Genomic DNA, 11,772 nt, shown 5'->3' with positions numbered 1-11,772 from the left:
GATATGACCGCGTTTCTTTCCGTCGACACCAAAGGCGTCGAACCCGAATCCGGCGCGCCGGCGCCGGATCGCCTGATCTCGGGCGATCCGAAATTCCGCACCTGGAATGTCGAGGAGCGCGACGGCGGCCTCTATGCCGGCATCTGGGAATCGACCCCGGGCAAGTGGCGCATCGTCTATGAAGAATGGGAGTTCTGCCACATTCTCTCAGGTGTTTCGGTAATCGCCGAAGAGGGCGGCCAAGCGCGCACCGTCAAAGCCGGTGACAGCTTCGTGCTGCGGCCGGGCTTCAAGGGAAGCTGGGAAGTGCTTGAAACGACTCGCAAGGAGTATGTGATCAAGGTTTGAAGCTTGATCACATATCGAGAATCCGATCGGATTTCCGGGCAACTCGCTAGCTAAAAATCGACGGCAAGTCGTTCCAGCCCATGGAAATGGTAAGTGTCGCGGAAGCGTGGCTGTTCGGCGAGATGCAGTTGCGGGTGCCGCTCGAACAAGGTCCTCAGCGAAACCTGCAGTTCGAGGCGGGCCAGCGGCGCACCGATGCAGAAATGGATGCCGGCGCCGAATGATACATTCTTCTGGTCGGTGCGCTCCGGCCGGAAGGTCTGCGGTTCGGCGAAGGCATGCGGATCATGATTGGCCATGCCAAGCAGAAGTCCGATCGTCTGGCCCGGCCGCACGACGATGCCGGGCGCGATTTGGATTTCCTCATAGGCATAGCGCATGAACATGTGCAGCGGCGCATCGAAACGCAGGCATTCCTCGACCGTTGCTGCCGTCACTTCGGGTGAGGTAAAGAAGCGGCGCGGGTCGCCGCCTTGTGCCAGGATGGAGTGGATGGCATTGCCGGTCTGGTGCACGGTTGCTTCGTGGCCGGCGTTGAGCAGCAGGATGGCCGAGGAGACCAGCTCGTCCTCTGACAGTTTCTGGTCGTCCTCCTGGGCCGAGATCAGCAGCGACAGCAGGTCATCGCCCGGCTTCTTGCGCCGTTCGGTCACGTAGCCGCGCAGGAAATCGGAAAATTCGCCCGCGGCACGGTTGGCCGTCTCCTCGGTCTCACGGGTGCGGCCGTGGATATACATGGCGACCATTTGATGCGACCAGTCGAGCAGTCGCGGCCCCATCTCCACCGGCACGCCAAGCATTTCGGCGATGATGGTGATTGGCAGCGGGGAGGCGAAGGCCGGCAGGAGGTCGACGGCCTTGCCAGGTTCGAAACGATCGATCAATTCGTTGGCGAGCGCCTCGACGCGCGGCCGCAACCGTTCGACCTGACGGGAGACGAAAGCCCGGTTGACCAGTGTTCTCAGCCGCGTATGGACCGGCGGCTCCAGCTCCAGCATCGAATTGGCTTCGATGCCGTCGAATGCCTTGAGATGGGTCCTGTCTTGGCCGACACCGCGGCTGTCGGGGATGCCGGCCGGGTTCTGGCGGCCGAAACGGCGGTCGCGCAACAGCCGGTTGACATCGCCGAAGCCGCCAAAGCACCAGAAGCCGAACTCTTCCCAGAAAAACGCATTCGAGGCTTCGTGCAGGAGGCCGTACGCCTCGTAAGAATTCAGGAAGAAAGCCGGTTCGCGCGGGTCGAGTCTGAGCCGGCGAGTGGCTGGATCAAAGGCCAGGTAGGAGAGCGTCGATTTGGTCATGCCAGACCCATAGCGCGGCTTGCCAGCCCGGTTCCAGACCGTATGTTGCGTCCGACAGCCCGATGCATTGAGCCAGGCAGTAGGGTTGCGGAAGGTCTGAACGGATGAATGTGATCGTTGTCGGCGCGGGTATCGCCGGTCTGTCCACGGCGTGGTCGCTGGTCAAGGCGGGCCACGCCGTGTCGGTCGTCGAGCAGGGGCCGATCCCCAATCCGCTGTCGGCATCGGGCGACCATCACCGCATCATCCGCCGCGCCTACCGCGCTGGAACCGGCTATGGGCTGCTGATCACCGAAGCCTACGAGGCCTGGGACGAGCTGTGGGCCGATCTCGGCGAGAACCACCTCGACGCGCGGGGCTTCGTCTGCGTTTCGCGCGAGCCCGGCGACGAGGCCGAGGAATACCGCGAGGGCCTGGAAGAGGGAAAATTCCCTTTCGAATTGCTGGGACCGGACGCAGCCGTCGAGCGCTGGCCGTTCCTTGAGGCCGGCTCGTTCCGCTACGCCTATTTTTCGCCCGAGGGCGGCGCGCTGCATTGCCGCAAAATAGCAGCCGGGCTGGCCAAATGGCTGCGTGCCAATGGAGCCAACGTCTACGAGCACAGCAAGGTGACGGAGATCGATGCCGAGGCCGGCCATATCGTGCTCGAATCCGGCGAGACGATGCAGGCCGACCGCATCGTCGTTACCGCTGGCGCCTGGGTGCTGAAACTATTCCCCGAACTCGGCGGCGAATTGAAGACCTTTCGCACCGCGCTCGCCTATGTCGAGCCGCCGGCCGATCTCAAGGCCGCTTGGGAGGCGGCGCCCGTCATTCTCGATGTCGGCGGCACGACCGACGGCTATATGATCCCGCTTACGCGGGGCGCCGGCATGAAATTCGGCTCGGGCCTGCACAAGGTGCCGACCAGCGACGCCGACTGGAACCGCGAGCCGGTGCCCGGCGAGGGCGAGGCGATCCGCAACCTGTTTTCGCCGCCGATCGCCCGCATCGAGGAGTACAAGGTGACCGAAGTGGTCACCTGCGCCTATACGTTCACCGATGACGAGAAATTCCTGGCGCATGAGACCGGCAAGTGCCTGGTCGTCTCGGCGTGCTCGGGTCACGGCTACAAGTTCGGCGCGGCGGTCGGGCGTCGTGTGGCCAAAACCATTGGCGATGGCGATGTCGTCGGTCTTAAGGCCTGGCTGCGGGCCGAGGTGGCCTAAGCCTAGTCCTGGCAGTGCCTTGGAATATGCACCCGCCGCCAGCCGGATGAGCCTTCGCGCACCAGCACGCGGCGCGGGACGGTCTGGTACGCGGCGGGAATATCGATGACGCGCCTTTGCTCGGGCCGCACCAGCACCTCCTCGGCGATGCTGTCATATTGCGCCGGAATGACGACGCGCCGCGTGCGCTCGGGCTGGATCACCACCGTCTCGGCGACGCGTTCAAAGCGTGCCTTGTGCCAAACCTTGCACAACACGCGGCGGCCATGGATGACGCGCCATTCCCAGGAATAGCCGCCGCCATCGACCCTGACGGTGTGATAGACGGTCCTGGTGGCCGCAGGCACCACCTCATACCGAACCTGGGCCGGCACAGTCATCACCACTCGCTCGCGCGTGCCATAGATCGGCGGATCATAGTCGACGATCTGCTGGCCGGGAGGGCTGACCATGACGTCTTCGTAGACGGTGTCGTAAACGGCCGGTGTGTGGACGGGCTCGTAGCATTCGACGGCGCGACCACCGGCCGCCGTTTGCGAAATCGAGCCGAGCATGGTCATCCCTGCAATGGTGAAGCATGCGGTTTTCCCGGACATGGCACTCCCCGTCTGAACTGTAGGCACAAGTTCAACGTTGAATTGTAGGGGAAGCCGTTGCGGAGAAAAGCGGTTTTGGCGCATTTCGTTAAGTGACGAGGTTAAGAAACTGCTACCCTGGCGGGGCCGGTCGGTATTTGAGGTCGGCGTGGCATCAGCTGCTGCTAATTCTTGCCCGGAAGCTTGATTCGACTTACCCAGATGGCTAGGACGGGTCGGCCTTGCACAAGGATGAGCCGGCATCCTATTTACATCTTAACGATCCAGAACCGATTCTGCCCGAGCTGCCAGCCTGTCCGGCGCCGGAATCCCACCGCGAGACAAGAGATAACTGATGAAGAATCCCGTCGAAACCTACATGAACCTCGTTCCGATGGTGGTCGAACAGACCAATCGCGGCGAGCGGGCCTACGACATTTTCTCGCGCCTCCTCAAGGAGCGCATCATTTTCATCACCGGTCCGGTCGAGGACGGCATGGCGACGCTGGTCTGCGCGCAGCTCCTGTTCCTCGAAGCGGAGAACCCGAAGAAGGAAATCAACCTCTACATCAATTCGCCGGGCGGCGTCGTCACCTCGGGCATGGCGATCTACGACACCATGCAGTTCATCAAACCGGCCGTGTCGACGCTGTGCATCGGCCAGGCGGCCTCGATGGGCTCGCTGCTGCTGACCGCCGGCCACAAGGACATGCGTTTCGCCACGCCCAACGCCCGTATTATGGTTCACCAGCCGTCCGGCGGCTTCCAGGGGCAGGCGTCCGATATCGAGCGTCACGCCCAGGACATCATCAAGCTGAAGCGTCGCCTCAACGAGGTCTATGTCAAGCACACCGGCAAGAGCTATGAGGACATCGAGAAGACGCTCGACCGCGACCATTTCATGACCGCCGACGAGGCCAAGGATTTTGGCCTGATTGACAAGGTCATTTCGTCGCGCGAGGCGGCCGAGGGGGCGTTGGCATAAAGGCTAGTTGGCAGTTGGATGGCACCATCACGCGCTTTTGGCGTGTCTTGCGTCATTTCGGCCACAATTGGCTGTTCCCTCGGAGGTCGGGATTGCCTACGTTAAGGCTATGTTGATTTTCGACGGCTTAGCTTTGCGTGGGGAAGCTGCGAATCATTGCCACGTTTTCTGATTTGTGTTTCGTACGGAATACGTTGCGGGAGCCGGAAGACTGGCGGCGGCGGATTCCCGCGATAAATAGAGTATGCGCCCTTTCAGCCAGACCATCGGCGGGCGGCCATGAAAGGACATGAAAATGAGCAAGGTCGGCAACAACAGCGGTGATTCCAAGAACACGCTTTATTGCTCGTTTTGCGGCAAGAGCCAGCACGAGGTGCGCAAGCTGATCGCCGGTCCGACGGTGTTCATCTGCGACGAGTGCGTCGAGCTGTGCATGGATATCATCCGCGAGGAGAACAAGACCTCGATGGTGAAGTCGCGCGAGGGCGTGCCGACCCCGCAGGAGATCCTCAAGGTTCTCGACGACTATGTCATCGGCCAGCCCTACGCCAAGCGCGTGCTGTCGGTGGCCGTCCACAACCACTACAAGCGCCTCGCGCATGCCGGCAAGAACAACGATGTCGAGCTGGCCAAGTCCAATATCCTGCTGATCGGCCCGACCGGCTGCGGCAAGACGCTGCTGGCACAGACGCTGGCCCGCATCATCGACGTACCCTTCACCATGGCCGACGCCACGACGCTGACCGAGGCCGGTTACGTCGGCGAGGACGTCGAGAACATCATCCTGAAGCTGTTGCAGTCGGCCGACTACAATGTCGAGCGCGCCCAGCGCGGCATCGTCTACATCGACGAGATCGACAAGATTTCACGCAAGTCCGACAATCCCTCGATCACCCGCGACGTGTCGGGCGAGGGCGTTCAGCAGGCGCTGCTCAAGATCATGGAAGGCACGGTCGCCTCCGTGCCGCCGCAGGGCGGCCGCAAGCACCCGCAGCAGGAGTTCCTGCAGGTCGACACCGCCAACATCCTGTTCATCTGCGGGGGCGCCTTTGCCGGGCTGGACAAGATCATTTCGGATCGCGGCAGGAAAACCTCGATCGGCTTCGGAGCTGTCGTCGCCTCGCCGGAGGATCGCCGCACGGGTGATGTTTTCCGCCTGGTCGAGCCCGAGGATCTGTTGAAGTTCGGCCTCATTCCGGAGTTCGTCGGCCGTCTGCCGGTCCTGGCGACGCTGGAGGATCTCGACGAGCCGGCACTGATCCAGATCCTGACCGAGCCGAAGAATGCGCTGGTCAAGCAGTACCAGCGCCTGTTCGAGATGGAAAATGTCGATCTGACCTTCCACGAGAACGCGCTTTCGGCGATCGCCAAGCGCGCCATCGAGCGCAAGACCGGTGCGCGCGGCCTGCGTTCGATCATGGAAGCGATCCTGCTCGACACGATGTTCGAACTGCCGGCGCTCGAAGGCGTGCGCGAGGTTGTGATTTCGGAAGAGGTGGTGACCGGCAGCGCCCGGCCGCTCTACATCTATTCCGAACAGAAGGAAAAGAAGGGCAATGTCAGCGCCTGATATGGCACTTGGCCCTATATTTTTATGGAACGGCGCCCCTGCGGCGCCGTTTTGCTGTGAGGAACCGGCACAGCGTCGCGATGGAGTGGATTGGGGACGATGTTAACTCTTGATCTTTGCCCTGCCTGCCTCCACCTAACACGAGAAGGCCGAGGTGCCCGATTTCTGTGCTGTAAAACTCCCGTCATAAACGGTGGTAGGCGGAACGATCCCCGGTCGTTAATATGAGATTCGCGGTTGGCCTGATGGTGGCCGCGACATGAAAGGTTGGACAATGGCCAAAATATCCAAGGCTCCCAGCGACGGCGTCTTCGCGGTCCTCCCACTGCGCGACATCGTGGTGTTCCCGCATATGATCGTTCCGCTCTTCGTCGGGCGCGAAAAGTCGATCAAGGCGCTGGAAGAGGTGATGGGTCAGGAAAAGCAGATCCTGCTTGCCACCCAGATGAATGCCGCCGATGACGATCCCGAGCCCGATGCGATCTTCGACATCGGCACGCTCGCCAATGTGCTGCAATTGCTGAAGCTGCCCGACGGCACCGTCAAGGTTCTGGTCGAAGGCGCCTCGCGTGCGAAAATCGTCTCCTTCACCGACCGTCCCGACTTCCACGAGGCCAAGGCCACGGCGCTGGTCGAACCGGAAGAGGAGGAGGTCGAGGTCGAGGCTCTGGCCCGCTCGGTCGTCACTGACTTCGAGAACTACGTCAAGCTGAACAAGAAGATCTCGCCCGAAGTGGTGGGTGCCGCTAGCCAGATAGACGACTATTCCAAGCTCGCCGACACGGTTGCCTCGCATCTTGCCATCAAGATCCCTGAAAAGCAGGAAATGCTGGCCACGCTTTCCGTCAAGGAGCGGCTGGAAAAGGCGATGGGCTTCATGGAAGCCGAAATCTCCGTCCTGCAGGTGGAGAAGCGCATCCGCTCGCGCGTCAAGCGCCAGATGGAGAAGACGCAGCGCGAATACTACCTCAACGAGCAGATGAAGGCGATCCAGAAGGAGCTCGGCGAGGGCGAGGACGGCCGCGACGAGGCCGCCGAGATCGAGGCTCGCATCAAGAAGACCAAGCTCTCCAAGGAGGCCCGCGAAAAGGCGGATGCCGAATTGAAGAAGCTCAGGACGATGTCGCCGATGTCGGCCGAATCGACTGTCGTGCGCAACTATCTCGATTGGCTGCTGTCGATCCCGTGGGGCAAGAACTCCAAGGTCAAGCAGGACCTGGCCTATGCGCAGAACGTGCTCGACACCGATCACTTCGGCCTCGACAAGGTCAAGGACCGCATCGTCGAGTATCTTGCCGTGCAGAGCCGCCAGAAGAAGCTGAAGGGGCCGATCCTGTGCCTCGTCGGCCCTCCCGGCGTCGGCAAGACCTCGCTCGGCAAGTCGATCGCCAAGGCGACCGGTCGCGAATTCATCCGCATGGCGCTTGGCGGCGTGCGTGACGAGGCCGAGATCCGTGGCCACCGGCGCACCTATATCGGCTCGATGCCCGGCAAGGTCATCCAGTCGATGAAGAAGGCCAAGAAGTCCAACCCGCTTTTCCTGCTCGACGAGATCGACAAGATGGGCCAGGACTTCCGTGGCGATCCGTCGTCCGCGCTGCTCGAGGTGCTCGACCCCGAACAGAACTCGACGTTCATGGACCATTACCTCGAGGTCGAATACGACCTGTCGAGCGTGATGTTCGTGACGACGGCGAACACGCTGAACATCCCTGCGCCCCTGATGGACCGCATGGAGATCATCCGTATCGCCGGCTACACCGAGGACGAGAAGATCGAAATCGCCAAGCGGCACCTGATGCCGAAGGTGATCCGCGATCACGCGCTGCAGCCAAAGGAGTTCTCCGTCGGTGAGGACGCGATCCGCGCCATCATCCAGACCTACACCCGTGAAGCGGGCGTCAGAAGCCTGGAGCGCGAGCTGATGAAGCTTGGGCGCAAGGCGGTGACCGAGATCCTGAAGACGAAGAAGAAGACGGTGAGCATCACGGCGGCGAACCTCGCCGACTATCTCGGTGTTCAGCGCTACCGCTTCGGCCAGGTCGAGGCTGACGATCAGGTCGGTGTCGTCACCGGCCTTGCCTGGACGGAAGTCGGCGGCGAGCTGCTGACGGTCGAAGGCGTCATGATGCCCGGCAAGGGCCGCATGACGGTGACCGGCAATCTGCGCGACGTGATGAAGGAATCGATCTCGGCGGCGGCCTCCTATGTCCGCTCGCGCGCCATCGATTTCGGCATCGAGCCGCCGCTGTTCGACAAGCGCGACATCCACGTGCACTTGCCGGAAGGCGCCACGCCGAAGGACGGTCCGTCCGCCGGTGCCGCCATGGCCACGGCCATCGTGTCGGTGCTGACGGGTATTCCGGTGCGGGCCGATGTGGCGATGACTGGCGAGATAACGCTTCGCGGCCGCATCTTGCCGATCGGCGGCCTCAAGGAGAAGCTGCTCGCCGCACTGCGCGGCGGCATCAAGAAGGTGCTGATCCCGGAAGACAACGCCAAGGATCTGGCGGAGATCCCGGACAACGTGAAGAACGGCATGGAAATCATTCCGGTCTCACGCGTCGGTGAGGTGTTGCGCCACGCGCTGGTGCGGATGCCGGAGCCGATCGAATGGGTCGAACCGGTCAATCCGCCGGCTTCCACGGACACCAGCGATGACGCTGGAAAGTCGCTTGCGCATTAGTTTTTTCTAAGGTTGCAGCGCACAAACAGAAAGCCGGGCCTCGCGCCCGGCTTTTTCATGTGAAAAACCCCGGAATTCCGGGCTTTTTCCGCTATTTTCCTGCCTTTTCGACTTGGTTGCGGGAACGCTTCTTTCTAAAGTCCGTTTCCTGCCGGATGAGTCGTGAGTTCCGGTGTTCTCATGGAAGGGAATTTTTATGAACAAGAACGAACTGGTGTCCGCTGTCGCCGACGCCGCGAGCATTTCGAAGGGTGACGCGCAGTCTGCGGTCGATGCAGTGTTTTCTGTCATCTCCGGCGAACTGAAGAAGGGCGGCGATGTCCGGCTTGTCGGCTTTGGCAATTTCACCGTGTCAAAGCGCGCCGCATCCACCGGCCGCAACCCGCAGACCGGCGCCGAAGTGAAGATCCCGGCGCGCACCGTGCCGAAGTTCTCGGCCGGCAAAGGTCTCAAGGACGCCGTCAACTAAGCGCGTTTTTATTTTTGAAAAAACCAGAAAAGCCGGGCTTGCCCGGCTTTTCTTTTTCGGCGTATTGGGCCGGACGGTAGCTCCTCAAGCTGTCGGGGCGTCGGCGCGCATGAGGCCTTCGTTCTTGAGGTCGGCCCAGAGCGCTGCAGGGAGTTTGGCGTCCAGGAGCGAGCGGTTGCTCTCGACCTCTTCAGGCCGCTGACCGCCGGGGATGACCGAAACCACCGACGGGTGCAACAGCGGGAACTGCAGGGCGGCTTCGATCAACCTGACCCCATGGCGCTTGCAGACGGCCTCGATGCGCGCCACGCGATCGAGCACTTCCTGCGGCGCCTCGGAATAATTGTAGTAAGCGCCGGACTTCGGTCCGGTGGCCAGGATGCCGGAATTGTACGGGCCGCCGAGAACGATGCCGATGCCGCGTTTCTGGCAAAGCGGCAGGAACGATGTCAGCGCCTCCTGTTCCAGCAGCGTATAGCGCCCGGCAAGCAGGAACAGGTCGAAATCGCCGCGCTCGGCCAGGGTCTGGGCCACCTGCCATTCGTTGATGCCGCCGCCGAACGCCTTGATGACGCCCTGGTCGCGCAAGGCGAGCAGGCCATAATAGCCCGAACGCATGAACTCTTCGATGCGCCGGTCGGACGCCTCCTTGCTGCCGTGGGTGAAGATATCGACATCGTGCACGAACAGGATATCGATGCGGTCGACGCCAAGCCGCTCCAGCGAGGCCTCGAACGAGCGCATGACGCCGTCATAGCTGTAATCGTAGACCTCCTTGCGCGACGGCGTGTCGAAGAACTTGCCGATGCCGGTGCGCTCTTCTGGCGGGCAGGCGCGCATGATGCGGCCGACCTTGCTCGACAGCACGTAGTCGTCGCGCTTCCTGGATCGCAGGAACGGATTGAGGCGCGTTTCCGACAGGCCGAGCCCATAGAGGGGCGCGGTGTCATAATAGCGGCAGCCGGTCGCCCAGGCGGCCTCCAGCGTCGCATTGGCATCCTCGTCGGAGACGGCGCGGTAAAGATTGCCGAGCGGCGCTGTACCGAAACCCAGCTCCGTGAAGGTGATGCCGCCATTGCCGATGCGGTCGAAATGCCGTGTCTTCATATCTTGAAATTTTCCCGGATTGATTTGTCTGACATGACACTATCACGCTCGTGGCTTGGCAAAAGCGCCGCTGAGCGTTGGACACGCATTTTCCCGGTTGCTAGCATGAACGAAATCAAGCTGTTCCGGGGAAAAGCGTGATCAGGAATTGCCAATCCAATTCGATTGCCGGCGCGCAGGCGGCGCGGCCGTGAGCAACTCCAGCTCGGAGATGTTCAAGACCGCGCTCGACGAGCTTGGCGCGGTGCTGGCGCGCGTCGATGGCGATCGGATCGACGCCGCCTGTGGGATGCTGGTCGGTGCCAGACAGATCGTCGTCTATGGCTGCGGCCGCGAGGCCTTGCAGGTGAAGGGCTTCGCCATGCGGCTCTATCATCTGGGCCTGCCGGTTTCGGTCGTCGGCGACATGACCACCCCGCCTGTAGGGCAGGGCGATGTCCTGCTTGTCAGTTCCGGACCCGGCGAAACCTCGACCGTACTCACCCTGATGCGCATCGCGCGCGAGGCAGGCGCCACCGTCCTGCTCCTGACCGCCCAGGCAGGCGGCAGCGCCGCAGGGCTGGCCGATTTGACGCTGCTGATCCCGGCGCAGACCATGGCCGACGACCAGGGGCCGCAAAAGACGTCGGTGCTGCCGATGGGCTCGGTGTTCGAGGGCGCGTTGTTCGTGCTGTTCGAGATCATGGTGCTGAAACTCAGGGACATGACCGCGGCGTCGCCGGAAGCCATGCGCGCCCGCCACACCAACATGGAATAGATCATGCGCTATGAACTGATGCTGCCGCACCAGATCCGAAAGGCAATCGCCCAGAATTGGCCGGTCGCGCTGCCGCTCGGCGTGCTGGAATACCATGGCGAGCACATGGCCGTCGGCATGGATACGCTGGCAGTCATCAAGACGCTGGAGCTGTTCGAAAAAGAGAGCGATGTCGTCATCCTGCCGCCCTTCTACTATGGCGCGGCGAGTTACGCGGTGGCACCGCCGGAAGGCAGCGGCTCCGTCCAGGTCGGCGGCAATCAACTGGCGCCATTCGGCGAGGCGCTGTTCTACAGCCTGCTGCGCATTGGGTTTCGCAACATCCACGCCATCATTCATCACCAGACCGAGAATTTCGCCGCCGGCATGCCGACGGATCTCGCCTTCAAGACCGCAGGCAGACAGGCGATCTTCCGCTTCCTCGAGAAGCAGCGTGGCGAGGGCTGGTGGGGTTCAGAGACGATGGCCGACTATTATGCCGGACATGCCGAGGGCGAAAACTTCTTCAACTGGGTGCAGGTGCACCCGCTGATGCCGACCGCCATGAACGGCAAATATCCGTTCGACCATGCCGGCATCGGCGAGACATCGCTGATGCTGGCGCTATGCCCGGAAGCGGTGGACGCCGCGCATTTCGCGGACAACAAAAGCTGGTATACGGCAACTGCGGCGGAAGCCTCGGCAGCACTTGGACAGAAGGGCGTCGCCATGATCATGGATCATCTGCGCGCGATCCTGAAGGCTTAGATTAGCGCGACCTTTCTCC

General features: G+C 61.9%; 11 protein-coding genes. 8 read left to right on the top strand and 3 right to left on the bottom strand.

The annotated features are described in order from the left end of the window. The first annotated feature begins 3 nt into the window (after window positions 1–3). Window positions 4–348, top strand: a complete 345-nt coding sequence (locus LB554_RS02670) for a cupin domain-containing protein (RefSeq protein WP_140661968.1) — start codon at window positions 4–6, stop codon at window positions 346–348. Window positions 349–398: 50 nt separating this feature from the next. Here LB554_RS02670 and LB554_RS02665 read toward each other — a convergent pair whose 3' ends face one another. After that, the gene (locus tag LB554_RS02665) at window positions 399–1,649 is read right to left on the bottom strand and encodes a cytochrome P450 (RefSeq protein WP_224583025.1); all 1,251 of its coding nucleotides are present in this window, start codon (window positions 1,647–1,649) and stop codon (window positions 399–401) included. A gap of 104 nt (window positions 1,650–1,753) precedes the next feature. Here LB554_RS02665 and LB554_RS02660 point away from each other — a divergent pair, with 104 nt between their 5' ends. Beyond that, window positions 1,754–2,857 (top strand): NAD(P)/FAD-dependent oxidoreductase, encoded by a 1,104-nt coding sequence (locus tag LB554_RS02660; RefSeq protein ID WP_224583024.1) that lies wholly within the window; start codon window positions 1,754–1,756, stop codon window positions 2,855–2,857. Between the two features lie 2 nt (window positions 2,858–2,859). On the opposite strand, the gene LB554_RS02655 is transcribed toward LB554_RS02660, so the two are convergent. Continuing rightward, window positions 2,860–3,453, bottom strand: coding sequence for a hypothetical protein (locus LB554_RS02655; protein ID WP_140717514.1), 594 nt, complete (start codon window positions 3,451–3,453; stop codon window positions 2,860–2,862). Between the two features lie 334 nt (window positions 3,454–3,787). Between LB554_RS02655 and clpP the strand changes: the two genes are divergently transcribed. The 4 genes from clpP (at window position 3,788) to LB554_RS02635 (ending at window position 9,142) form a co-directional block, all read left to right on the top strand. After that, entirely contained in the window at window positions 3,788–4,417 is a 630-nt protein-coding gene (gene clpP, locus LB554_RS02650) for an ATP-dependent Clp endopeptidase proteolytic subunit ClpP (RefSeq protein ID WP_015318198.1), read from the top strand. Window positions 4,418–4,712: 295 nt separating this feature from the next. Beyond that, window positions 4,713–5,987 carry an ATP-dependent Clp protease ATP-binding subunit ClpX gene (gene clpX / locus LB554_RS02645; RefSeq protein WP_013532190.1) on the top strand — a complete coding sequence of 425 codons (1,275 nt, stop codon included), beginning with the start codon at window positions 4,713–4,715 and terminating at the stop codon, window positions 5,985–5,987. Between the two features lie 274 nt (window positions 5,988–6,261). After that, window positions 6,262–8,673: an endopeptidase La gene (gene lon / locus LB554_RS02640; RefSeq protein WP_015318197.1), complete on the top strand. Its 2,412-nt coding sequence runs from the start codon at window positions 6,262–6,264 to the stop codon at window positions 8,671–8,673. 196 nt (window positions 8,674–8,869) lie between these two features. Continuing rightward, entirely contained in the window at window positions 8,870–9,142 is a 273-nt protein-coding gene (locus LB554_RS02635; protein ID WP_015318196.1) for an HU family DNA-binding protein, read from the top strand. Between the two features lie 84 nt (window positions 9,143–9,226). Here the strand turns inward: LB554_RS02635 and LB554_RS02630 are convergent, their stop codons facing one another. After that, window positions 9,227–10,249, bottom strand: coding sequence for an aldo/keto reductase (locus LB554_RS02630; protein WP_140617024.1), 1,023 nt, complete (start codon window positions 10,247–10,249; stop codon window positions 9,227–9,229). Between the two features lie 211 nt (window positions 10,250–10,460). Between LB554_RS02630 and LB554_RS02625 the strand changes: the two genes are divergently transcribed. Both LB554_RS02625 and LB554_RS02620 read left to right on the top strand, forming a co-directional pair. After that, window positions 10,461–11,006 carry an SIS domain-containing protein gene (locus LB554_RS02625; protein WP_263485717.1) on the top strand — a complete coding sequence of 182 codons (546 nt, stop codon included), beginning with the start codon at window positions 10,461–10,463 and terminating at the stop codon, window positions 11,004–11,006. A gap of 3 nt (window positions 11,007–11,009) precedes the next feature. Next, the gene (locus LB554_RS02620; RefSeq protein WP_140617022.1) at window positions 11,010–11,753 is read left to right on the top strand and encodes a creatininase family protein; all 744 of its coding nucleotides are present in this window, start codon (window positions 11,010–11,012) and stop codon (window positions 11,751–11,753) included. The last annotated feature ends 19 nt before the right edge of the window (window positions 11,754–11,772 follow it).

Origin of the sequence: Mesorhizobium sp. CO1-1-11, from assembly GCF_020164995.1 — a bacterium.
In the GTDB taxonomy this organism is placed as follows: Bacteria; Pseudomonadota; Alphaproteobacteria; order Rhizobiales; family Rhizobiaceae; genus Mesorhizobium; species Mesorhizobium australicum.
This window is presented reverse-complemented; position numbering and strand designations above follow the sequence as displayed.